This is a genomic window from Yersinia aldovae ATCC 35236 (genome assembly GCF_000173735.1).
Taxonomy (GTDB): Bacteria; Pseudomonadota; Gammaproteobacteria; order Enterobacterales; family Enterobacteriaceae; genus Yersinia; species Yersinia aldovae.
Map to the genome: position 1 here is coordinate 19672 of NZ_ACCB01000024.1, position 22657 is coordinate 42328.

Below are 22657 nucleotides of genomic sequence, written 5' to 3' on the forward strand. Positions count from 1 at the left end.
TATTAATAAATAATTCCCGAAGTCCCTATGGATTCGTCCGTCATCGCACGGGGAGAATAGTGGCTGTATTAACCGGCCTGCTTGCGCTGGTTTTTTTGCTTTCCGGCTGCGATAACGCTTCTGCGCCAGACGGCGTAACAGCGGCTCGTGAAAAAGGCTTCCCACGGCAGGTAGCGACCGCTCTCGGTACTGCGGTGATTGAGCGTCCGCCGGTGCGCATCGTGACTCTGGGAGCCGGATCGGAGGATATTGTGCTGGCGCTGGGGCAGGTTCCGATTGGCATTGAATCCCATCGCTGGGGCGGCGACGAGCAGGGTTATCTGCCCTGGTTTCGTCAGGCGCTGGAACAGCAAGGACAAACTCTACCGACAATTCTGCACATGTATCCCGAATTGGATATTGAGCAGCTAATTAACCTGAAGCCCGATGTGATTATTGCCACTCAGTCAGGTATTAGCCAAAGCCTATACGATCAGCTGTCGCGCTTCGCGCCGGTGGTCGCCTATCCCGGCTTGCCCTGGCTGACATCTACTCGCCAGCAGATTGAATTGATCGGTCATACTTTGGGTAAAGAAGCACAGGCTCAGGATTTACTACAGCAATTAGAAAGCACTCTGGCCGATGCGGGAAAAACGGTGCCGGGCATAGCGAGACTGCGCTTCGCTTACATTAAAGCGGCGGCTAACAATGCCAATCTATCGGTATATGTCGCGGGCGATCCTCGCGTGGATACGCTCTCTGCAACCGGCCTGCAATTGGCTCCCTCAATTAAAAACCTGACCGCGTCCCGAGGCAGTTTCGCCTCAAATCTTGGGCTGGAAAATGCTGACCGACTGAATGATGTAGATATTCTAGTGACCTGGTACAACAGCGAACAGGAGCGCCAGCGAGTAGAACAGCAGCCATTATTTAATGCAATTGCGGCAGTGCGCCACGGTGGCTACATCCCGATGACCGATCAGGCAATAGTGATGGCAATGTCCTACGGCACGCCTTTAAGCGTCGACTGGGGATTGCAACGCTTTATGCCACTGATCGCTAAGAAAGCGCGCCATTTGGCTGCCGTTTCGGAGACTCCGCCATGACTCAGCAGATTCATCGGCGGCAGCGAGCATGCCGCATTTGGGGCTGGATAGGACTCTTGCTGCTCGCCCTACTCTGCATTTTTGCCAGCCTGACGTTAGGAGCCAAACCCTTACCTCTCAGCGCGGTCTGGCACTATTTCAGCGCCGATGACCGTAACTATAACGATTTGGTGATAGATGCCAGATTGCCCCGAACCTTAATTGGTCTGATGGCCGGTGCGGCGCTGGCATTGTCCGGAGCCGTTACGCAAGGACTGCTACGTAATCCACTCGGCGATCCCGGTTTATTGGGCGTCAACGCGGGCGCATCGGCTATCATCGTCAGCTTTGCCTTTTTTCCTGCGCTGGCCGCTATTCCTCGCTTTTGGCCTGCATTGATCGGTGCTGCGCTGGCAACCCTGCTGTTTTATCTGTTAGGCGGTGGCAGAAATAATAGCAATCCAACCCGTCTGGTACTGATTGGTGCGGCGATCAATGCCTGCCTGTTCGCCTATGTGCAAGGCGTGGTGTTACTCCATCCCGCCGTGTTAGAGAACTATCGCTTCTGGGTGCTTGGCTCACTGTCGGGTATGTCGATGACGGCTATGCTGCCGGTAGTGCCCTATTTTATCGGCGGATTAGCCCTCGTTCTCGCTATTGCGCCGTCCCTTAACATCATGGTTTTCGGTGAGAATATCGCCACTACGCTGGGTGCCAATACGATACAAACCCGGTGGATGGCCTTAATTGGCGCGACCATGCTGGCCGCAGGGGCAACGGCACTGGCAGGCCCAATCACCTTTATCGGTCTGGCCGCACCTCATTTGGTTCGTGCGATGATTGGCAGTGATTTCCGTTGGCTGTTGCCCTACAGCCTGTTGGTCGGGCCAATTCTACTGTTAACTGCCGATATCATCGCCAGAGTGATTATTGCTCCAGGCGAAGTGATGGTCGGCGTGATTACCGCCGCAGTGGGAGGCCCATTGCTTTATGCGGTCGCCAATCGTAAAAAAGGATTTGCCGATGCCTCCCACTAATTCTTGTAAAACGCTAACGCTGGGATCTTGGGTGTTTTTGGCTCCGGTTCCCGCTACGCAGCGTTATCTGCTGCTGATGTTACCTACTCTATTGTTATGCCTGCTTGTCGCCATGGTATTGAGCCATAACGGGTTTGAATGGGTAAAAACGCTCAATGTCCTCTCCGGACAAGGCAGTCAATTTGAGCATTTTATTTTGCTGCAATTGCGGCTTCCCCGCGCTTTAGTCGCATTAGGAGCCGGAGCCGCACTGGCAATTTCTGGCGCTATTTTCCAGACCACTACCCGTAATGCATTAGGCAGCCCGGATATTATTGGCATTACCGCCGGTGCCTCCGCTGGCGTAGTGGCAACCCTGTTGCTCTGGCCGGGCGTCATTCCTGTCCCCGTAGGTGCCTTCCTCGGTGCCTGTTGCGCCGTCGCATTGGTCTACGCAGGCAGTATTAACAACCTATCTCATTCAGGGAAAATTGTTATTTCAGGTATTGCCGTCGGTGCGCTTTGCATGGCTTTCGTCAACTTCGCCATTTCGCAAGTACGGCTGGAACAGGCAAACCAGATGGCCGCATTGCTCAGCGGCAGCCTGGCGGAGAAAAACTGGTGCGACGTATGGATTATCGGCCTAACGTTAAGCGTAGTAACGCCGGGGTTGGTGTATCTCAGTCGTCAACTTAACTTTCTGAGTCTGGGGAGCGGGGTTGCCCAGTCATTGGGCGTCAACGTTGGTCTGACACATCTGTTGAGTCTGTTACTGGCAATAGCTTTGGCTACCGCAGCGGTATTGGTGGTTGGCCCGGTTGCATTTATCGCTTTATCTGCGCCGCAAATTACCCGCCATCTGCTCCGTTCCAAAGGAATCACGCTGCTGTGCACCGCGTTGATGGGCGCGCTACTGCTGCTGGCGTCAGATATTATCACTCTGCTGCTGCCCACGCCCTCCCGGCTTCCGGTCGGCGTAATCACCGCAGCCGTTGGCGGTATCTATTTGATGTATTTGCTGTACGCTGAAGTCAGGAGAATAAAATGACGTCCCCACGCGAGTTAGACTTCCTTTCTACGCCGTTATCTTCGGAGTCATTGGCCGCAACGCAGTACCACACCGATGAGCCACGTTTAACGACTCACTTATTGTCCTTAAGCTACGGCCCGCGGACTATCGTCGATAAACTCAGCGTTGGCATTAAAAACGGGTCTTTTAGCGTAATTATTGGGCCAAATGGTTGTGGGAAATCGACGCTATTGCACGCTTTAAGTCGCGGTTTATCGCCACAAAGTGGCTGTATCAAACTGGATCGGGAAAATATTCAGCATATCAGAGCTAAAACCTTAGCCTGCCAGCTATCGCTACTTTCCCAAGGTGCTGGCGTCTCCGAAGCCCTGACGGTCTTCGATTTGGTTTCACGGGGCCGCTATGCCCACCAATCCTTTTTCCATCAATGGTCTGCCGCAGACGATAATATCGTTCGCGCAGCTATTAAGGCGGTCAACCTGGAGCCATTAGCGCAACAGATGGTCAGTGAATTATCCGGTGGGCAGCGGCAGCGTGCGTGGTTTGCCATGACTTTGGCGCAGCATACTCCAATAATGTTACTGGATGAGCCGACTACCTATCTGGATATCGCCCATCAGATTGAAATACTGGATTTATGTCAACAATTGCATCAGCAGGGCAAAACGCTGGTGCTGGTCTTGCACGACATTAATCAGGCGCTACGCTATGCCACTCACCTTATCATGCTAAAAGAAGGGAAGATTTTTGCCGAAGGATTGCCAGAAACCATAGTGACTGAAGAAAGTATTGAGGCAGTATTCGGCCTAAGTTGCCGAATTATTACCGACCCTGAATCAGGTAAACACTTAGTTATTCCTCGCTATCGCCCTCGCTAGTCCGGCCCTCAGCCAAGAGTTAACGCCCCGGAAAATTGCCTCCGGGGCACAGTAGTATTGATGTCCCCGATAACTAAACGGCAGGTATGCCAAAAGTAACTAATGGATTGATCAAATCGTCGGCAAATTTCAGACTCTGTGCCGGATCGGCTAAATCCAGCATTTGGCGATTATTGGCTAACTGTAACCGATTGAGGCAACAACGCTTAATTTCGGGAGTAAACAGTTCATAACGTGCAAATTGCCCGGCCAGTTCAGGATGCTGCCGTTGATATTCCCAAATGCAGTTCGCCACCGCAGACCAGAAACGCCCTTCTGAATAATTCCCCTGCTGATCGAGGATCGCCGCCAGATAGCGAAATACGCCGTCAAACACATCGGAAAGAATTGTCAGGGTTCTCATATCCACCGGCATATCCACTTTGATCCGCTGCGCCTTTTCCGGTAAATCTGCGGCAGGATTCATCACCAGAATTTCCTCTGCCAAGTCTTTCATAAAGATATGCTGAGGTGCGGCGTTCTCCAGCACTAGAATGATATTTTCCCCATGGGGCATAAACATCAGATCGTAGGCATACAAACAGTGCAATAGCGGTGATAAATAACATTGTAAATAACGAGCTATCCATTGCTCTGTGGACAATCCGGAGGCAGTAATGAGCTCAGGCAAAAACGCCTTGCCCTGCTGATCCAGATGCAGCAATGCCGCCATAGTCATCACCTGCTGACCCGGCTGAATCAATTGCAGCGGGTTTTCTCGCCATAAGGCTGCGGCCATTTTTTTGTACGGCGTATCCCCGCTCACCGCCTGTTCGTAATAACTGTTGCGGAAACCCACGCTGGCGACTTCACGTAAAATCTTAAAACCGTAGCTGCGCAGCGTCTCATCCTTTTCCACCAGCTCAAACAGCCATTCATTAATGCCCGGAGTGGTAGCCATATAATAAGGTGACAATCCGCGCATAAAGCCCATATTCAGGATAGATAGCGCCATTTTTACGTAATATCGTAGCGGTTCGCTTCGATTGAAAAAAGTCCGAATCGATTGCTGAGCCTGATAGACATCTTTCCCCGCCCCTAAGAACACCAGCATTTGGTTAGCAATATCCGCAGCAAATACCGAAGACACTTTGCTCAGCCACTGCCATGGGTGCACCGGCATCAGCAGATAATCCTGCGGATTGAGATCTTTGGCGATCAACTGTTGCTCAAATTCTGCCAGCGCTTCCTCGCCCAACTCTTGCAGCATCAGTTGCCGATAATCTAGCTGTTCGATGCTGGCAAAATGCGCTTTGCTTTTATGCGCGGCCAGCCAGACCAAATGAACGTCCGAAGCGGCCTCCGGGCTGAACTGCTGGAAATCCTGCCCATTAAAACCAATACGCCCATTATTGGCGACAAAGGAAGGATGACCTTCCATCATTTCCTGCTCTAATAGCTGGAAGCTGGCGTTGACCAGTTCAGACGCACTAATACCCACCCGACTGTGTTTATACGCACTGCTGTATAAGGTACTGGTAATCTCCTCCAGATAAGTCGGTAACACTGCGTCGCTAATGCCAAGTTCATCTTTGAATTCAATGATAAATAACAGCGAATCCAAATCGACCAGTCGCCCATCAACGGTTTTCTGCAAAGACGAAGGATCCAGTAGCCAGTGATCCAGCGCCAACCGGCGGGCGCGGAAAACGTAACGAAGCCGGTTATCTGACGTAACCAGTTGGTAAGGATGGTAACCCTCACCGTCCTGTCGACTCATCAATGCCTGAGGAGCGAATAAGCGCTCGTGGGAAAACTCGGAAATAGCTTTACACAAGTGCAAACGATTCACTTTTTGCCATAGTGACGGCTGCAAATGCGCCACGGCTAATCCGTGGGGCTGAACGGCAGCGACGGAATTGGCTATCATAATTGACGCTCCAGTTGACGCGCAGACTGAAGCGCAAGTTGATGTTGTTCTCTGGTGCAAAAAGCCAGCCATGCCGTCTTGTGAGGCATTTCTAACCGTTGCTGATAAACAAAACCGGCGAGCCTATTCAGGCGATGAATTTTCTCATTTCGTACATCCGGCTCCACCACAATACGCGCCACCAGTGGATCACTGAAAATAAACGCCATAATGCTTTGAAATACGCGCCAAGTGAAACCTGCCACTTTATTTATCGGTGGAGCGACCAAAATATGCATGCCAACATCGTCCGGCTGCGCCGGATAATATTCAGCAATTACATCTTCTTTGGCGAGATAACGTTCCAGCAAAAAGGCAGGTTGCTGATGTTTCATCCCAACAAATACGCTGCCCGGCTTCCGGTCGAGTAATTCCTGATAAAACGCCAGTACCTGTGACTCGCGATGATTTTGCATTCCCCAGTACTGGGCATATTCGCGACTGACCCAATTACTCAGCCAGCCAATATCCTGCATCAAATCTAAAGGTCGCAGTGTGAACCCGCCGATTTCCACTGGCGTCAGTGGGTTAATTTTCGCCGTCGCCTGCGTCATTGTGTGATTCCCTGTGCTGGCACGCTGAAACGCTGGAAAGCAATGCTTTCTTCAATAGGATAATGTTCAACCCCGGTTATTTCGCGGATCAAACAAGAATTACGGTAGCAGGCCATTCCCAAATCCGGCGTAACAAAACCGTGGGTATGCAGCTCGACGTTTTGCACAAAAATACTGTTGTGGCGATCAATACTGTAATTGCGCTGAACGTCGTATCGGCCTTTATTATCCCAACGGATTAACTGGCGAATACCTTCGATAAACGACGGCGGCTGATATTGATACCCAGTAGCCAATACCATGCCTTCGGACGCCAAAGTGAACGGCTGATTCTGTTCATGCTGTAATAAAGACAGACTCAGTCCTTTGCCATTACGATTTTCCTCCACCTGCTGTAATTCGCTGTTGGTATACAAATTCACATTTAGGACACCGTCCAAACGCTTGGTGTACAGCAGATCGAAAATGTCGTTGACCAACGAGCTATTAATACCTTTGTACAATTGTTTGTGGGTTAGATTCAGCTCATCGCGCTTTTCTGCCGGGAGGTTATAAAAGTAATCGACGTATTCCGGTGATGTCATTTCCAACGTCAGCTTGGTGTATTCCAGTGGAAAGAAACGGGGGGAACGCGTGAGCCAGTTGAGTTGATAACCAAAGCGATCTATATCACTGAGTAGATCGTAAAAAATCTCCGCCGCACTCTGTCCGCTGCCTAACAAGGTAATAGAGGCCTTCTTCTGCAAGGCCGCTTTGTTATCCAGATAATTGCCAGAAGTCACCATTTTCGCGGTGAACGGTCGGCAGCATTCCGGAATACACGGCGATGGCCCAGTCCCTAACACTAATTTTTTACATTGACATTCGTGATAATCGCCGGTGCGCAAGTCCAGACAACGCAGCTTATACAGTGCGGTTTCCTCATCATACTCCAGGGTTTCAACCCGAGTATTGAAACGCAGGTTAGGCAATTGCGCGGCGGCCCATTGGCAATATTGGTTATATTCCTTACGCATCAGAAAGAAATTTTCCCGAATATAGAAGGAATAAATTCTGCCCTGCTGTTTGATGTAATTTAAAAAGCTCAACGGGTGCGTTGGCGACGCTAAAGTTACCAGATCCGACATAAAGGGTGTTTGCAGAGTAGCACTTTCCAGCATCATCCCTGGATGCCAGTCAAAACCTGGATTTTGATCGATGAATAAACTATGAACATCGTTCAGCGGTTGGGTTAAACATGCCAATCCAAGATTAAAAGGACCAATGCCGATGGCAATAAAATCATAAGGTCGCATGGACATAATTATTCCTTGTTTGGCGCGGCGACATGATGCTGACTCGCATAGTTCTGCCCGTGGGTTATAATGGCATCAATAATTTCATTTAAATGCTGAATCCCAGTAGTCGGGTTCAGAAAGGTAAATTTTAAATACTGGTGGCCATTTACTTTGGTTCCGGCAATCACCGAATTTCCCTCTCGGAATAACGCCTTACGAATATAAGCATTGGTGAGATCAGTTTCCGCATCACTGTGGAAATCCAGCGGTATAAAGCGGAATACCAGCGTGCTCAACGTGGGTCGATGCAACAATTCAAAATATGGGTTCGGCCGCATTAATTGATAAGCGACCTGCGCGGTCTCCATTAATCGCTCGAAAGCCAGGCCCAATTGCTTTGCGCCCATAATACGCAGCGTCAGCCACATCTTTAGGGCATCAAATCGCCGCGTGGTCTGGATACTTTTATTCACCAGATTGGGCGTTCCTTCCTGTAATGCGCTTAACGGATTGAGATACTCGGCGTGATAGGTCAAATAGGAAAAATGCTGTTTATCTTTGACAAAGAAGGCGCTACAGCTCACCGGCTGGAAAAAGGATTTATGGTAATCCACGGTCACAGAGTTCGCCATCTCAATACCGGCGAGCAGTTGCCGATGCTGGGAAGAAACCAGCAAACCACAACCGTAGGCCGCGTCAACATGCAGCCAAAGGCCATATTGCTGAGCTAAAGCTGCAATAGGACGTAAAGGATCTATACTGCCAAAATCAGTGGTTCCCGTGGTCGCCACCACCGCTAAAGGGATATTTCCCTGCGCCAGACAGCTTTCGATACTTAACATCAAGGCGTGAGTATCCATTATAAATTCACTGTCGTAGGGAATAGGAACCACTGCGTTGTAACCCAAGCCTAATAATGCGGCCGCTTTTTGCGTGCTGAAGTGGCTAACCGCCGATGTGAAAATACGGAATTTGTGAAAATCGGCTGGGAGTCCCTGTAATTGATTTTTATGGGCGGGATCTCGCTGATGGCAAAAATGATCGCGAGCCAGTAGCATAGCCATTAAATTAGATTGAGTTCCGCCGCTGGTGAAAATCCCATCTCCCTCTTCACCTAACCCTATTTTATCTCGGGTCCAATCCAGCACTTTCTGTTCAATCAGCGTGCCACCTGCGCTCTGATCCCAGGTATCTAAAGAGGAGTTAATCGCACCAATAATGCTTTCCCCCAGCACCGCCGGCAGCACTACAGGGCAATTCAAATGCGCTACATATTTAGGATGATGAAAATAAACAGCATCTTTAATATACAACTGTTGTAATTCATCCAGCGCAGAATCCAGTGAGGTCAGTGGATTATCCAGGTTTATTCCAGAAATATGCGGTGACAATTCATTCGGTAATATCCCGCTAAAGGGTTTATCAACAACCTTTAATATACCCTTAATTCTTTCAGTGACATTATTGATTTCTTCCTGATAATTGTCGGCACTTTGTTTATTTAGGAAGCTTCCTAAATAAAGCACTTCACTTATATCATCACTCCCTGATAAAAAAGGGGTTTCAGTATGGGCTACTTCGTACATGATATATCCTTATAATATATATAGATGCGCTCAGATTACTGTTCCATGATATTTTTATTATAAGCAATGATTACTGGATATATAGACGACAACTCTAAGAGAGAGTTAAATAGTCACTACAAAAAACCACCAGCCAGAAGCAAGAGGTTATTTCAGAATAAATAATGCCTTTATAGCATTATTTCTAGCGGACAATCATGACAATTACCCACACCCGGTAGCTTATTACGCTGGCAACAGCTACGGCGCTGCAGGGTGCCATTACGTAGTATAACTGTGCGATAAAGTGGATTTTCGCGACCATCAGGCAGGATCATAGTCATAAAAAGACCTTGAATAACAGCCTGATAAACATCTTCTTTCATGCGTTTTTTAAACTCACTCAGATACCAGTACATCAGGTATCCGATGTTATTCCACAGTAATCGCCCGTTTATACCTTGATAGGACTCAATTTTATTAGCTATTGGAATAACATGGTTGTTAATCAGTGCATAATAACGTTCTAGTAAATTTTCCGCGCCCTGATCTTTCCATTTTAGCTGATAGTAAATAATATCTGGCCTGCCGCTATCATGAAATGCCACTTTAAAGTTTCGACAGTCGGAGTCAATTTCCTGCGGATATTCCATTAATAACAACATCATTGGAGGAATAACCAGGCCGAAATACCATTGTGTCCATAGCGAATAAAGTGCCTTCTGATTCGGTTTTATATTATTACTGCCGTAATACTCATTTTTATAAATTTCCATCAGTGACGGAAATTTATCATCATTTGACCAATGATTGAAACTCATACTTTTGGAAGGGATATTATAGGAATCCACTTTAAACGTTACAGAAAAATGAGCGAAGGTTTGCTCAAAGAGCTGCGCTATATCCGCTCTTACCCCTACAGGTGAAGGTGTAATTAAATTATCTGTATTTGACACCTTCTACCTCCAACCTAATAGATGTTGAATGCATTATTATACATAACGGTAATGATTATCAATACAATTCTCATTTGAAATGAAATGCCGTTTATAGGTAGTGCATCCAATTAGTTGGATCTGATGTATAATATAGGCCTTTGAGTGGTTGTGTCGCCTTAAGGCGTCGTCAGGTAACATGCTGTTTTTTTTCTGATGTTACCTGACCATGTCTCTAATAAGAAAAGCCTTCCGTCGCCTGCATTATCCCGTCGTTGTTATCGCACAGTGTGTTCGCTGGTATCTGGCTTACGCCCTGAGTCTGCGCAATCTCGAAGAGATGATGGCTGAACGCGGTATTGCCGTTGACCATTCCACGTTACACCGCTGGGTTATCCGCTTGGTACCTTTGCTGGATAAGGCTTTCCGTCGGCATAAACGCAGCGTGGGACGTCGGTAGTGTATGGATGAGACCTACATCAAAATCAAAGGCCAGTGGAAATATCTGTACCGCGCGGTGGGTACTTCAGGCCAGACCATCGACTTTTTGCTGACCGCCAAACGGGATGCTACAGCGGCATTACGCTTCTTTCGCAAAGCCATTCGACACCACGGCAAACCTGAAGTGGTCACTATCGATAAAAATAGTGCTGTAGTCCCGCCTTAATTTAGTCTTACAGCTTAATGGAGTTCTCTGGTTAAAATACAACCAACGGAGGCTCATCATGAAGAAAGCGCGTTTCACTGAAACTCAAATCTTACGGGTTCTTAAAGAAGTTGAAGGGACTCGGCATGTGAAGGATGTCTGCCGCGAAAGCGGTGTGTCCGAAGCCAGCTATTACAACTGGAAATATAAATACGGCGGCATAATATCCTCTGATATTAAACGAATGAAGGAGCTGGAAGAGGAAAATCGCCGGTTAAAGCAGATGTATGCCTCTCTAAGCTTAGATCATGAAATTCTTAAGGATGTTGTAGCAAAAAAACTTTAACGGTGCCTGAAAAACGTGAGCTGGTGCGTTACGTTATGACGGAACATCAGACCAGCGAACGACGCGGGTACCGGATTATGGGTATCAGTCGAAGCCTGTTGCATTATCGCCCGAACACGGCGCGGGATATGCCCGTGGTTGAGGCATTACAAAAACTGACGCCCTGACGGTGTTTCCGCACTTTCAGGGCTTTGCAATTACAGCGGTTATTACCATCAATAATTTCAACGTACTATTTTTGTGGCTGATGGTAACCACAATTGTTCTGATTCGAGTTATTTTCCTAACCAATTGTCGACAATCAGTCCAGGCACGCGATCAAATTCTTTGCGGTTATTTGTGACTAATATCAATCCGGTGCTTCGGGCATGACCTGCGATATGCAAATCATTAACACCTATGGGTGTGCCTTTTTGCTCCAGACTCGCACGTATCGAACCATAGTGAATTGCGGCTTTATCGTCATAATCCAGTACAGTAAGACGTGAAATAAAGTCCTCTACAACACTCAAATTGCGTTCAGGCGCCGCGCTTTTCTCTACGCCATGCAATAACTCAGCAAGTGTGATGGAAGAAATAACCATTCTGCCCGCATTAGCGTTAAACCGACCTAACACTTCTATAGGCCGGCGTTTAATGACGTATATAACGATATTCGTATCAAGCATGTACTTATGCATTAAAATAATTCACGCTCTGATTGATGCTGTTCTGCACGTTCCGTCAGAAAATCGTCTGAAACACGCGGACTATTGAAGAAGAAACTATCCCAAGAGTTTTCAACGGGTGACAAGATACGCTCATTCCCTACAGCTCTGACCGTCACTGATTTAACATTCTCTGGAAAGCGCATATCCACCGGTAAACGTACATTTTGAGTACGATTGTTTGTAAAAATGGTGCCCTGTGACATGTTGAGCCTCCTCTATATAAATTATGACTAAAGTATATACAATGCCTAGCTATAGAGCAATGCTATATAGCGTATGTGTAAGCAAAAAAATGGAATTTAAGAGAACGCATTGATATATAAATTGCGAGAGTTTTATTGATTCAACTTAGTTATTTTAACCGATAACACACTCGGAAAGAGGCGGCGTTCTGATGGAGTTTCACTTTCCACACCGATCATAGTGAATGATTAATGGTGGATCTGCGTTAGATCTTTATCACTCAGCCCCGTCATTTTCATTACTGTGGCACGGTCAAGACCATTGACCAGCATAGTACGGGCAACTTCCAACTTGCCTTTCTTAAGCCCGTTAGCCTCACCGATCTGTATTCCTTCCACTCGGCCTTCTTGCCTACCTTCTTGGCGGCCTTCTTGTTTCAGTTTTTGCGCAATCGTCATAAGTAGCTCCTTGTGCTGTGGCGAACGACGGGCCAGTTCCCAGATAAAAGTTTTCGGGGTAGCAGCGTCGCCATCTTGTAGCATGTAATTTATCAATGATTTTCCCATGGAGTAACTGCACTAACATAGACAATATTGCCGCCCTTAGAAATCACACTGCGGGCTAAAGAGCCAAGTGAAGGATCATTTGTCAACTACCAGATAAATACATGGGTATCAATCAGGAGGCGTTTTATTCACCGGCCTCAAACATCCGTTGGATTTCTACATCTGCTTCACTAAAGCGCTGATCAATAATGATTCTATTCTCATATCCACCTGGTACCCGATCTCTTTGCATTATGGGAACCAGTTGAACATAGGGCTTACCTGCCTTGGTGATAATGGCTGTTTCGCCATCTGCGGCTTTGTCAGCAAGCTGACTCAAGCGAGATGTTGCTTCATGCATGTTTGCCTGGACTGTCATAAAACACCTCCTTAGCTAACCAAGTATATTGTAAAAAAAGCACCCGTAAGAAAAGAACACCACATCAATACTATTCAGGATAAAAGTCACTATCCATGATTTGATCAAATGTCCACGGGCAGGATTTAGGGAATACCTTGTCATCCATGCCGGTTTCTCTGGCTGCCGATAAAATGGCATCGCCATAAGCATCCGTTGTCATTTCATCAAGCTCTCGTTTAATACTTGGATTTTTCGAGAACCGACGAGCAACTTTACGTCGCTGTTCAGCGATGGTGAGTTGCCAACTACGACCACGGTGCGAAGGTTGAAATACCCACTTCAGGAGGTGGAGGAACAATACCTCAAGAAGGGATTCCAGCTCGCTTCGTTGGCTATTCCTCATGCTCTCTATTTCCGCCAAAAGGTTTTGGGTGTCTAACTGATTTAGACTACCAGAGCGCAGCAAATCAGCCTGATCCTGAGTCCAACCATAGAAATCCGTATCATAACGGTTAGTCATAGTGTTCTCCGCTAACATTGCACCTACCTTAATAAAACGAGTCTGTCAGAGAAAATAACGTCAGTCAAAACTGGCAGGTTAATTGGCTGTAATTAAAGAAAAATTCCCGCAATACCAGCGATGATCGTTAAGCTATCGCATAGAACACGGCACGGCAGCACCCTACCCGAGTCCGCTGGGCTGGTGTATATCCCTCTGGGCTTGAAATGAATTTTCGGCGTAACTTTGATGCTGAAATTAATTATGCGCTGGCGGCATTGGTCACCGCACAGGTGAATTCATCATTATTGCCTGAGGCAGGCTACTGTCCAAAATCAGGTTCAGGTGTAAAACCTATCACTTCAGCTGAAACATCAATCCAAGCCTGACAGCTACGGCTAACAAAACTCCCCGAGCGACGGATCAGGGCTAAATCATACAATAAGGGGGGTTGAATAACAGGAATAGTAGTAAAAACAGACGCTGTATTATCTTTCCAAATTGAACCAGGAAGTAAAGAGACACCCATACCCGAATGTATCATAGCGGTGACTAAGTCAAAGTTACTGCTGCGTCCGACAACTTTAGGGGTTAATCCATATAAGCCAAATGCGCATAATATCAACTCATTGATTTTGAATGATTCAGTGAATTGTATAAAGGGCTCATTAGCAAACTCAGGCAAGGTGACACTACTCTTATTAGCTAATAAGTGTGTATTAGGGACGACTAAAACCAGAGAATCTGTTGCAAATAACTGCGTTTTGTAATTCTGCGACTCAAGTGGCAATATGCCTGCCGCAATATCAACTTTGCCTTCTTGTAGCGCTCTTTCCAATTCAGTCGTCGGAATTTCGATGATCTCTAATTCAACCAGTGGACAGCGATTGCGGAAGTAAAGTATGACTTGTGGAAAATAGGTAGAGCTGATGACCGGTGGTAACCCTACACGTAGTGTTCCGCTGATTTCTTCTCCGATGTCGAGCAGTTCTCTATGCAAATTGCGCTCTTGCTGGAGCATATTTTCCGCATGGCGGAATAAGATACGCCCTCTTTCTGTTAAACGCACCCCTTTGGGGTCACGTATCAATAACTCCCCTCCTAATTCCCCCTCCAGTTGCTTAATCGCACGGCTGATTGCTGGTTGTGTCACATACAGTTTATCGGTTGCCCGACCAAATCCATTATTACGAACAACTTCGACGAAGTAATGCAGTTCTCGTAACTTCATACATCCTCGCTTGGATAACAATTTGTTATGAGTTGCATAATTATAAGGCATTTCCATTATCAGGGTAAGAGAGGAATACTACAAAAACACCCACACTACTTATCAGTAAGTTAGGAAAAGATCATGACTAAGACAGTTGTTCAACATGTACTTTCACGTTTGTATGATTTAGGTATCAGCGATATTTTTGGTGTTCCAGGCGATTTTGCCTTCCCTATTCAGGATGCGGTGTGTGAAGATTCACGACTGCGTTGGATTGGGAACTGTAACGAATTAAATGCCGCTTATGCTGCCGACGGTTATGCTCGTATCCGCGGTATGGCTGCACTAAATACGACCTTTGCTGTTGGTGAGCTGAGCGCTCTCAACGGTGTCGCAGGGGCATTTGCCGAGTCTTTACCTGTTTTTCATTTGGTCGGTATGCCATCAAGCACGGTTCAGGCATCAGGTGTGATTGTTCACCATACGCTGGGTGATGGTAATTTCACCGCATTTTATGAAGCAACCAAACACTTTGTTTGTGCTCACGCCATCATGACACCGGAAAACTGTGTGGCTGAAACAGAGCGCCTTATCGCAGCGGCTCTCCGTTACCGTAAGCCTGTGTATATGGGCTTTCCGAGTGATTATGCTGAGATGCCAATTATCGAGTCTGACGTACCACAAGCCACGGCAGCACAAAGTAACCCGGCGGCTTTGAGCTTGGCTGTAGAGGCTATCGCAGAGCGTATAAACCGCAGCCAGAAAACCTGTATCTTGCCGGGGATATCGATTGCGCGCCATAACTTGCGCCAAGAGGCATTGGAATTAGTGAACAGCACCAATCTCCCGTTTGCAACCATGTTTATGGATAAGAGCGTCCTGGATGAATCACACCCTAATTATGTCGGGATCTACAATGGCCACTTGCTGAATGATGATGTGAGTGAGTTTGTTGAAGGGTGTGACTGTATCCTGAAGATAGGTGCCATGTTATCTGATTTTAATACCGGTGCTTTTACCGCAGATTTTTCCCGTGCCGATACCCTTAACATCGAACCCGAATTTGTGCAGATCGGCGAGACGCGTTATAACAACGTGATGATGCGAGATGTGTTGACTTCTCTGGTCGGAAAAGTGGTAAGAAGAACAGAAACAACCTCCATGCCTCACGCTACCGCGATACCATTGGTTTCAGAGACAGGAAAAATAACCGCTGATTACCTCTATTCTCGCTGGCAGGAAATGCTGAAACCTGACGATATCCTCGTTGCAGAGACTGGCACTGTGTCTATGGGGATGGGCTTTGCGCTGCTACCACAAGGTGCAACATTCCATAATCAAACGTTATGGGGTTCCATTGGCTGGGCCACACCCGCAGCATTAGGTGCAGCCATCGCAGCACCAGAAAAGCGAACCGTTCTGGTCACAGGAGAAGGCTCCCACCAGTTAACAGCTCAAGAGATCAGCCAGTTCCATCGTTATGGCCTCAAACCTACTATTATCGTGCTTAACAATGACGGTTATTTGATCGAACGTTTACTCTGTAAAGACAGTGATATTTATTACAACGATTTGGCTCAATGGAAATACAGTAAATTACCAGAGGCAATGGGTTGTGAAGGTTGGTTCAGCATTCGTGTCACGACATGCGAAGAATTGAATGACGCCATTGAGTATGCAGAAACATGTGATTGTGGTGTCTATATTGAGGTGGTGACGGAGAAATATGTCACTTCAGCATTAGCTGCTAAGTTACACGACTCAATTGACACATTATATTCGATGTAAGGCTCTGTCGTATTAAGGCGCCGCCAGGTAACGCATTGTTTTTTTTTGATGTTACCTGCCCATATCGCTGATCAGAAACTGACGTGGTCAACAAAAGTTGGCCACGGTTTTAAAGTTTTCCCAATACAAACGCTCTGATTCCTTAGGTGTTAATCCAGCATTATATTGGCGGAGTCTGAGCTGACATTAATAACCGATGATATAATTCATTATGGTTCTATTTACTTCATTAAGATTCGCGTATCCACAGTTGGGTGCCCACTCCGACTTTAGACTGCGGAAAAACGCTCCATTGGGCTATTTCCCCTGCAATTCCCACGACGACTTATGCTCTATTTGAGCCGATACATCCACACTAACCATCTGAATTATCTACTGGTAGTAGTGACTCCGTTGGTCAGAGTGATACATCACTCCCGCCGGTTTACCCCTAACGTCTCAAGCCATCGTTAATACTTTCCCCATCAGCACTGAGTCAGGTAAAAACGACATGACCCAGCCTATTGGCTTACGGGAAAATAAATCCAGAACCACTGCCAGCCCCCTACGTTTACGGTTAGATGCAATGGCTGCGTCACTCATCCAAACACATACCTGAAAGACAAATTTAGCCAGATCGATACCGATGACTTTATCGCGTTCATGCTGCTGTACCGTTGAAAAGAGAATCACTCAGCATAAGTGTGGCTGGGTTTACGATGAAGAGGGACGTCCATTACATCATAACGACCTATCAGTCACACTGAGCGTTCAATGGGTATGTCACTCAGAAACTCGGTTGACATCAGGGTACTGACCAACTGACTATAACTGAACAGCCTTCCCTGGCTGTTGTAAAGCGTTACAGTGTGGCCACTTGCGGCCTGTTTACCTGTTGCAAATAATCCAGCACGTCCTGTACTCGCTGCCATTTCATCCAGGTTTGATCATCCAGAGGCTGTTCCGTATATTTTTCCACTGCGGATACCAACTCCAACATCTCCAGCGAATCGAGGTGGAGATCGATAATCAGGCGCGATTGCAAATCCCAACTTTGTATCGCGCCTGCATAGGCGCGAATCTGCGTTAACTCTGACTTAAGCCAGCATTCTTGAGGGTTTTCTGGTTGCATCACTTAGCCTCTTGCGGGTTATTGGGTGAACTACTATTGGTGAATTTACCCGCGCGATATCGATCTTTCTCAGTAAGACCGCGAGTCCCTGCGCCCTCTTGAGTCAGTACCACATTAGCACCCTTGTTATTGCTCCAGGATTGCGTCAACTCAGGGATCGGAGTATTTTTTCCAACTCCAACAAACTGATTACCAAACGCATTGACCGAAGAGACATTTTTTTGCGACGAGTCCCCCAACTGGTAACGTTTTTTCCCAGCGAGATCGCGAGTCTGCCCACCAGAAGTCGTTATCACATCAGAACTGGTGTATAGCTTGGATGGTGCTGGCTTATTAGTACTCAACTCAGCCCCCCACGGATTAACACGCTTGTCAGCCGTTACTTTAGTCGCGGAAACCACTGGATTAATACCATCAGCGTGATTGGCTGTTGTGTTTGAATTTAATTCAATATCCAGCGTAGTAATAAAGTTAGTTTTTTTTGCTGGTACGTTTAAATCCACCTTATAACTCACGGGCGGCACATTCTGCTGAATCTTAGTCGCATCGGAGGCGGCTGTTGTCGCAGGGTTCGGTTTTGCCGTATCCTTATTAAGCTGGCTCTCAGCCTCGACCATAGCGGGAACCGTATGATAAATACCATCCGCAGTTTGTTGCAATGTTCCGTCTGAATTCACTTGAATATCCAGCGTAGTAATAAAGTTAGGTTTATTTACTGGTACGAGTGAATCCGCTTTATAACTCACTTGTGGCACCTCCTGCTCAGTCTTACCCGTACCGCGTAATGCTGTGGCCGCAGGACTTTTTGGCATCATCCCTTGAAATGCAGTCCCAAATTTATTGACTACATTGGGCTGTTTTCCCTCAATATTCTCCTTGGCATAACGCTGTTTTCCAGCAAGATCGGAAACCTGCCCGCCAGAAGTCGTTATCACATCAGAACTTGTGTGTAGATTGGATGGTGCCAATGCATCCATACCGAATAAAGTCCCCTGAGCATTATAAGACTTCCCCGTCACCAGCTTAGCCGGAGGCATCTGTTTAGTATCGCCAGCGTCTCCCGACACCTCCTCTGAGTTCAACACATTATCCGACACAGGAATATCTTTTGCTGCGGATAAACCCTGTGTATCACTCACTTGAGACGCATCTTGCTTGACCTGCTCAATCTTACCCGTACCGCCAGTGGTAAATTCTGATGACGGCATTGGCGAGCTATCAACTACATCGAATAATTGAGTAGAAGAGTGCGCCATATCTGCTTGTGTTTGATTGGTCGCTGTACTCTGAGGCTTGCCATTCTCAGGTTTAGTGGTGGCCGTCGTGCCTGACAAATTAATATTAATGGTCGAAACATTATTTGAGGTCGGTGGCGGCGCATTATAAGTAATATAATAATTATTAGTAATATTAGTAATATTAGACGCGGCAGGCCCAGGACTAGCCGCTTTATTACCATCAACTGGGTGTGACTGCCCTATATCATTGTCGGCGGCAAGCTCGGCAGGAGGTGATGTTTCCTGGGCCTCAGCGTTTGTAATAAGCCCCGCAATCATTTGCGTTTTTTGCTCCAATGCCTGGATCAGTGAAGACATTACCACCATTTGATCGCCTGTATTTTTGTGCCCAAAAAACTCTTTCTTCAACTCCTTAATTATAGAGTCATTAGATCTATTTTGGTCAACATAAAGATGCTCAACGACCTTCTCTGGATTATTTTTTAACTCTTCCAGACGCTCAGGTGACAATACACTCGCCAGCTTAGCAATAACATCCGAATAAACAGAGCGATCAAGATAGTCTGAGCAAAACTTTTCCAAGTTAGCTTCCTGTCCGGTTTTCTCAGAGAAACCCATCTCGTTATAAATATCAGAAGTGAATATTTTTAACGCATTATATGCTAAATTTTTATTTGCGGTGGAATCAGGTTTTTGGGATAACTTATCCATCGCATTATAGAAGCTCTGTGCCTTATCCATCAATGCATCATTTTGCTTTCCTGTAGGCAAAGCATTAAATAATGTTAGCGCCACTTTGGTGCCATATTTTAATGTTGATTTTTTAAACCACTATCGCCACCTTGATTCATCACCTTGGTGAATTCATCTAAATTATCGATTTTGACACCCTTTTCTTGCAAGCTATTGAAAAAGGTCTCTATATGGATGGCACTATTCACGTCCCTTAATGGTTGACCATTAACAGAGTTTGATTCGAAATAGAAAACTCTACCACTAACCCCCCCTTCTTCGAAGGAAACTGGGCAAAGTTGTGAATTGGTCACTGAAATCCCAGAGAGGTTTCTCGCCACAGTATTCTGATTCGGAGCAGAAGATTTACCAAGACCAATTCGTGGCATACAGGATTGAGAGCGTTGTAAAGTCGGCTGCGCAATCATAAATAACCTACCTTTTATAAACAGTTTAAAAAATTTGCAATACAACAGTGCGCACCGGTTTCAAAAAAAATATCCAGCACTCTGCGGCATACCGCTGTCTAAATATTTTAAGACGATTATATTATTACGGGTTTGCGTCACGCTGCCTGAATAAGTAGCAGGCCATAAACCCTGCCACCATTTATTTATTGTATATAACCTAGATTATACTGATGTAAATCTTTCGTCATTTGTACCAGCAACTGAATAAATGTTTCAAAGGTACTATTATCCTGACGAAATCGCTCTAGCAATTGTGACACACTGCTATTTACGGTGTTTTTCTGACTATCGATAGAGGCTTGCAAACTCTGAAACGCTTGAGAAGACATATTTACATCCCCCCATTCATATCCGTTAGAAGTGTTATTTTTCGCACTCTCAATGACACTATTAAATATGTTTCTGATAGGTTTTAAATCGGGCAATATCTCGATATCCCCAGAGGAGCCTCGTTGTACAATAAAACCATCTCCTAGTTTCTCGTGCCAAAAGCCTAGCGCACTATCATCACCAGCGAAAGTATGAATGGGTAAAGATGGACTATTGCTATTTGCCCAATTTACAAAGTGTGGGTTATCACTAGCCGTATCGAAACCCGTATATTTTTCAAGTGTAACTCTCATCTCATCTAAATAATTATAAGCGTGTAACTTTATTTTACCCTCACTACCTGATTTTATAAGGTCGCTTATTTTCCCGATGGCGGTATTAACATCTTTCATATACTCCGCGGCTTTCTGGTTAATTTTGGCATAAGTCTTCTGATAATTATCATGAATATTGCCAATCATGTCTTCCAGCGCCTTGATATGGGCTGGCGTCCCTTGATCATTTTTTTTTGCACGCAGTCCTTTTGCTTCGGCCAGATCCATTTCCGCGGCAAATTTTTTAAAATTAGCTTGGTAGTCGTCGCTACTGATTTTTTCCATACGGGTATTCTCCCGCGCCTTCATTTCCATCTCTGCCGGTAACTTAGGAAACGCATGGGGAACAGGCGACGCGGGCGGTTTGAACGCTTTAGGATTGCTGTCTATAACCTGTTGTGCTTGTATATAAGGATCGTCCCCAAGTTGATACAAGGCAGAGAGATTCATATCTTTCACGGGTATCTCCTGGGTGCTCGTTTCGGGGGCACTAGCCCCCATACTATTCATAGCGAGCCAGGGTTCCGCAGCATGATGCATGGATGAAATATCAAGTCCCATATTGATTCCTCCTTAACCCCGCATAACAATGTTGCGAAGGGTAGATCCGGTATCATTAACCAGGCCACTCAAAATCCCCAGAATCTCTTTCAGATCCTGCAATAACTTATCAATCTGTTTGTCTTTATCATTAGCAACACCACGGGCCGCATCTGACGCGGAGCTCTCCATCATTTTATCCGCTTCAGCCCGTTTGACTTCCTGCGTATTAGAAGCACTGGCCATCTGCCCCATGTTATCTGACAAGCGCGTGCTTTGATCCGCCACACTTTTTGCAGTGCTAAGGTCAGCGTTTTTCTGATCAAATTTCTGTCGCTGCAAATTACCCGTGCTCTCTGCTTCATTCACTCTTTGCTGCTGTTGCTGCTTAAATCGCGCCTGTTCGGTTTTGCTCGGTGTCGCAACTTGTGTCAAGGTTTTCCCATCCGCGCCAGTGTGGCTGACGGTACTCTTGGCTGACGCGCCAGTTTGATGCATCGCAAGTTTGAGTTCATTTGCATTTGCATGGTGCTGATTGGCGGGCTTCAGATGTTTATTAACTGCCTGATGTTGCTTAACGGTGATCCCGGTCTGCACGGCAGATCCTGCCAGAGTAACCCCAAAGCTGGTACAGAAACCGATGACGGCACTTCGGTAAATCTCTTTGCCTTCACGAATAGTTGAATCCGCGGCCATCTGAGTCATCTCAGCATTCAACGTATTGAACATAGTATGAATGTTACGTTCAGCAATATTCAGTTCCGCCATTACCTGACGTAACATACTCAGCAAAAAGTGCATCATGTCGCTGGACTGGATACCGATAAATTTAAGTTGTTTTGCCGAGTCCGCAGATTCAATTTTATTGATCCCCCCCTCCTGTCCGGTGCCGACTTTTTTGACTTCTTCTTGTAAGAAATCGGCCAGCATCGCCTGAGCAAATACCGCCAACTGACGCTGTTGCTCAGGATCTGCTACCAGTGCATCAAACTGGATGCGGTCACTGGCACTCATATCGACTTTAGCGTTTTCTCGTTGCAGCACCGCCGTCAGTACTTGTTGCTGTCGCGATAGTACGGAAGAATTATCCGAACGGCTGGTTTTTACATCCGTGAGCAGTTCACCAATCTGTGTCGACATCTGGTCAAGATTTATCGCCACAGTAGGAAGCGGCAATTGCGGTTTACCACCAGCACTGCCAAATTCTCTGGTTGCCATCTCGACATCTTGCAGGGCCAGCTTGCCGGTAGCATTTTGCTCTGGTCCCTGTAACTGAGACAGCAGTTCTTGATTGGGGTCAATATTGATGGCAGAACGATGTAGAGTTGGGTTATTAATTTGTACATTCATAAATAGTTTCTCCT

At 46.5% G+C, this 22657-nt stretch carries 20 protein-coding genes and 4 pseudogenes; 7 read left to right on the forward strand and 17 right to left on the reverse strand.

Annotated features, from left to right (window positions below; all coding sequences use genetic code 11):
• Positions 1–59: 59 nt before the first annotated feature.
• The 4 genes from YALDO0001_RS12120 to YALDO0001_RS12135 are packed head-to-tail and all read left to right on the forward strand — an operon-like array spanning position 60 to position 3988.
• Positions 60–1085, forward strand: a complete 1026-nt coding sequence (locus YALDO0001_RS12120) for an iron-siderophore ABC transporter substrate-binding protein (RefSeq protein ID WP_004703565.1) — start codon at positions 60–62, stop codon at positions 1083–1085.
• Positions 1082–2101 carry a FecCD family ABC transporter permease gene (locus tag YALDO0001_RS12125; protein ID WP_042839929.1) on the forward strand — a complete coding sequence of 340 codons (1020 nt, stop codon included), beginning with the start codon at positions 1082–1084 and terminating at the stop codon, positions 2099–2101. The genes YALDO0001_RS12120 and YALDO0001_RS12125 overlap by 4 nt, the downstream gene beginning before the upstream one ends.
• On the forward strand, positions 2088–3128 hold the full coding sequence (locus tag YALDO0001_RS12130; RefSeq protein ID WP_042839930.1) for a FecCD family ABC transporter permease: 1041 nt from the start codon (positions 2088–2090) through the stop codon (positions 3126–3128). Before YALDO0001_RS12125 ends, YALDO0001_RS12130 begins: the two co-directional genes overlap by 14 nt.
• Positions 3125–3988 (forward strand): ABC transporter ATP-binding protein, encoded by an 864-nt coding sequence (locus YALDO0001_RS12135; RefSeq protein ID WP_082167981.1) that lies wholly within the window; start codon positions 3125–3127, stop codon positions 3986–3988. Before YALDO0001_RS12130 ends, YALDO0001_RS12135 begins: the two co-directional genes overlap by 4 nt.
• A 73-nt stretch (positions 3989–4061) precedes the next feature.
• On the opposite strand, the gene YALDO0001_RS12140 is transcribed toward YALDO0001_RS12135, so the two are convergent.
• From YALDO0001_RS12140 to fhuF, 5 genes are all read right to left on the reverse strand, one after another.
• Entirely contained in the window at positions 4062–5897 is a 1836-nt protein-coding gene (locus YALDO0001_RS12140; protein ID WP_042839931.1) for an IucA/IucC family protein, read from the reverse strand.
• The gene (locus YALDO0001_RS12145; RefSeq protein ID WP_049596217.1) at positions 5894–6490 is read right to left on the reverse strand and encodes a GNAT family N-acetyltransferase; all 597 of its coding nucleotides are present in this window, start codon (positions 6488–6490) and stop codon (positions 5894–5896) included. The genes YALDO0001_RS12140 and YALDO0001_RS12145 overlap by 4 nt, the downstream gene beginning before the upstream one ends.
• Positions 6487–7785 carry a lysine N(6)-hydroxylase/L-ornithine N(5)-oxygenase family protein gene (locus YALDO0001_RS12150; protein ID WP_004703578.1) on the reverse strand — a complete coding sequence of 433 codons (1299 nt, stop codon included), beginning with the start codon at positions 7783–7785 and terminating at the stop codon, positions 6487–6489. Before YALDO0001_RS12150 ends, YALDO0001_RS12145 begins: the two co-directional genes overlap by 4 nt.
• Before the next feature lie 8 nt (positions 7786–7793).
• The gene (locus tag YALDO0001_RS12155) at positions 7794–9353 is read right to left on the reverse strand and encodes a pyridoxal phosphate-dependent decarboxylase family protein (protein WP_004703579.1); all 1560 of its coding nucleotides are present in this window, start codon (positions 9351–9353) and stop codon (positions 7794–7796) included.
• Between the two features lie 170 nt (positions 9354–9523).
• Positions 9524–10288 (reverse strand): siderophore-iron reductase FhuF, encoded by a 765-nt coding sequence (fhuF, locus tag YALDO0001_RS12160; RefSeq protein WP_042839934.1) that lies wholly within the window; start codon positions 10286–10288, stop codon positions 9524–9526.
• A 208-nt stretch (positions 10289–10496) separates the two neighbouring features.
• Here fhuF and YALDO0001_RS20225 point away from each other — a divergent pair.
• Both YALDO0001_RS20225 and YALDO0001_RS20790 read left to right on the forward strand, forming a co-directional pair.
• A pseudogene (locus YALDO0001_RS20225) lies at positions 10497–10919 on the forward strand (IS6 family transposase); the annotation flags it as partial.
• A gap of 73 nt (positions 10920–10992) precedes the next feature.
• Positions 10993–11417 (forward strand): annotated as a pseudogene (locus YALDO0001_RS20790) (transposase); the annotation flags it as partial.
• A gap of 117 nt (positions 11418–11534) precedes the next feature.
• Here the strand turns inward: YALDO0001_RS20790 and vapC are convergent.
• The 6 genes and pseudogenes from vapC to YALDO0001_RS12210 form a co-directional block, all read right to left on the reverse strand.
• The gene (vapC, locus tag YALDO0001_RS12185; protein ID WP_042839936.1) at positions 11535–11939 is read right to left on the reverse strand and encodes a type II toxin-antitoxin system tRNA(fMet)-specific endonuclease VapC; all 405 of its coding nucleotides are present in this window, start codon (positions 11937–11939) and stop codon (positions 11535–11537) included.
• Entirely contained in the window at positions 11939–12172 is a 234-nt protein-coding gene (gene vapB, locus YALDO0001_RS12190; RefSeq protein WP_042546888.1) for a type II toxin-antitoxin system VapB family antitoxin, read from the reverse strand. The genes vapC and vapB overlap by 1 nt, the downstream gene beginning before the upstream one ends.
• A 228-nt stretch (positions 12173–12400) precedes the next feature.
• A pseudogene (locus tag YALDO0001_RS12195) lies at positions 12401–12712 on the reverse strand (Rpn family recombination-promoting nuclease/putative transposase); the annotation flags it as partial.
• A 130-nt stretch (positions 12713–12842) separates the two neighbouring features.
• Entirely contained in the window at positions 12843–13076 is a 234-nt protein-coding gene (locus YALDO0001_RS12200) for a type II toxin-antitoxin system Phd/YefM family antitoxin (protein WP_086016813.1), read from the reverse strand.
• A 70-nt stretch (positions 13077–13146) separates the two neighbouring features.
• Positions 13147–13578, reverse strand: a complete 432-nt coding sequence (locus YALDO0001_RS12205) for a DUF29 domain-containing protein (protein ID WP_042839973.1) — start codon at positions 13576–13578, stop codon at positions 13147–13149.
• A gap of 301 nt (positions 13579–13879) precedes the next feature.
• The gene (locus YALDO0001_RS12210) at positions 13880–14788 is read right to left on the reverse strand and encodes a LysR substrate-binding domain-containing protein (RefSeq protein WP_004703601.1); all 909 of its coding nucleotides are present in this window, start codon (positions 14786–14788) and stop codon (positions 13880–13882) included.
• Positions 14789–14911: 123 nt separating this feature from the next.
• Here YALDO0001_RS12210 and YALDO0001_RS12215 point away from each other — a divergent pair, with 123 nt between their 5' ends.
• The gene (locus tag YALDO0001_RS12215; RefSeq protein WP_004703603.1) at positions 14912–16558 is read left to right on the forward strand and encodes an alpha-keto acid decarboxylase family protein; all 1647 of its coding nucleotides are present in this window, start codon (positions 14912–14914) and stop codon (positions 16556–16558) included.
• Positions 16559–16645: 87 nt separating this feature from the next.
• On the opposite strand, the pseudogene YALDO0001_RS21980 reads toward YALDO0001_RS12215, so the two are convergent.
• The 6 genes and pseudogenes from YALDO0001_RS21980 to YALDO0001_RS12245 form a co-directional block, all read right to left on the reverse strand.
• Positions 16646–17146: pseudogene (locus tag YALDO0001_RS21980) on the reverse strand (DDE-type integrase/transposase/recombinase); the annotation flags it as partial.
• A gap of 253 nt (positions 17147–17399) precedes the next feature.
• Positions 17400–17669 (reverse strand): acyl carrier protein, encoded by a 270-nt coding sequence (locus YALDO0001_RS12225; protein WP_042839939.1) that lies wholly within the window; start codon positions 17667–17669, stop codon positions 17400–17402.
• On the reverse strand, positions 17669–19702 hold the full coding sequence (locus tag YALDO0001_RS12230) for a hypothetical protein (protein WP_004703607.1): 2034 nt from the start codon (positions 19700–19702) through the stop codon (positions 17669–17671). Before YALDO0001_RS12230 ends, YALDO0001_RS12225 begins: the two co-directional genes overlap by 1 nt.
• Before the next feature lie 14 nt (positions 19703–19716).
• On the reverse strand, positions 19717–20067 hold the full coding sequence (locus tag YALDO0001_RS12235) for a hypothetical protein (protein ID WP_042839941.1): 351 nt from the start codon (positions 20065–20067) through the stop codon (positions 19717–19719).
• A gap of 185 nt (positions 20068–20252) precedes the next feature.
• The gene (locus tag YALDO0001_RS12240) at positions 20253–21314 is read right to left on the reverse strand and encodes an IpaD/SipD/SspD family type III secretion system needle tip protein (protein WP_042839943.1); all 1062 of its coding nucleotides are present in this window, start codon (positions 21312–21314) and stop codon (positions 20253–20255) included.
• 12 nt (positions 21315–21326) lie between these two features.
• Positions 21327–22643 (reverse strand): IpaC/SipC family type III secretion system effector, encoded by a 1317-nt coding sequence (locus tag YALDO0001_RS12245; protein WP_004703611.1) that lies wholly within the window; start codon positions 22641–22643, stop codon positions 21327–21329.
• Positions 22644–22657 lie beyond the last annotated feature (14 nt).

What these genes read in the sequence shown, in the direction of transcription:
- YALDO0001_RS12125 (WP_042839929.1), top strand. Translation starts at nt 1,082, where the DNA reads ATGACTCAGCAGATTCATCGGCGGCAGCGAGCATGCCGCATTTGGGGC.
- YALDO0001_RS12130 (WP_042839930.1), top strand. Translation starts at nt 2,088, where the DNA reads ATGCCTCCCACTAATTCTTGTAAAACGCTAACGCTGGGATCTTGGGTG.
- YALDO0001_RS12135 (WP_082167981.1), top strand. Translation starts at nt 3,125, where the DNA reads ATGACGTCCCCACGCGAGTTAGACTTCCTTTCTACGCCGTTATCTTCG.
- YALDO0001_RS12140 (WP_042839931.1), bottom strand. Translation starts at nt 5,897, where the DNA reads ATGATAGCCAATTCCGTCGCTGCCGTTCAGCCCCACGGATTAGCCGTG.
- YALDO0001_RS12145 (WP_049596217.1), bottom strand. Translation starts at nt 6,490, where the DNA reads ATGACGCAGGCGACGGCGAAAATTAACCCACTGACGCCAGTGGAAATC.
- YALDO0001_RS12150 (WP_004703578.1), bottom strand. Translation starts at nt 7,785, where the DNA reads ATGCGACCTTATGATTTTATTGCCATCGGCATTGGTCCTTTTAATCTT.
- YALDO0001_RS12155 (WP_004703579.1), bottom strand. Translation starts at nt 9,353, where the DNA reads ATGTACGAAGTAGCCCATACTGAAACCCCTTTTTTATCAGGGAGTGAT.
- vapC (WP_042839936.1), bottom strand. Translation starts at nt 11,939, where the DNA reads ATGCATAAGTACATGCTTGATACGAATATCGTTATATACGTCATTAAA.
- vapB (WP_042546888.1), bottom strand. Translation starts at nt 12,172, where the DNA reads ATGTCACAGGGCACCATTTTTACAAACAATCGTACTCAAAATGTACGT.
- YALDO0001_RS12200 (WP_086016813.1), bottom strand. Translation starts at nt 13,076, where the DNA reads ATGACAGTCCAGGCAAACATGCATGAAGCAACATCTCGCTTGAGTCAG.
- YALDO0001_RS12205 (WP_042839973.1), bottom strand. Translation starts at nt 13,578, where the DNA reads ATGACTAACCGTTATGATACGGATTTCTATGGTTGGACTCAGGATCAG.
- YALDO0001_RS12210 (WP_004703601.1), bottom strand. Translation starts at nt 14,788, where the DNA reads ATGAAGTTACGAGAACTGCATTACTTCGTCGAAGTTGTTCGTAATAAT.
- YALDO0001_RS12215 (WP_004703603.1), top strand. Translation starts at nt 14,912, where the DNA reads ATGACTAAGACAGTTGTTCAACATGTACTTTCACGTTTGTATGATTTA.
- YALDO0001_RS12225 (WP_042839939.1), bottom strand. Translation starts at nt 17,669, where the DNA reads ATGCAACCAGAAAACCCTCAAGAATGCTGGCTTAAGTCAGAGTTAACG.
- YALDO0001_RS12235 (WP_042839941.1), bottom strand. Translation starts at nt 20,067, where the DNA reads ATGATTGCGCAGCCGACTTTACAACGCTCTCAATCCTGTATGCCACGA.
- YALDO0001_RS12240 (WP_042839943.1), bottom strand. Translation starts at nt 21,314, where the DNA reads ATGGGACTTGATATTTCATCCATGCATCATGCTGCGGAACCCTGGCTC.
- YALDO0001_RS12245 (WP_004703611.1), bottom strand. Translation starts at nt 22,643, where the DNA reads ATGAATGTACAAATTAATAACCCAACTCTACATCGTTCTGCCATCAAT.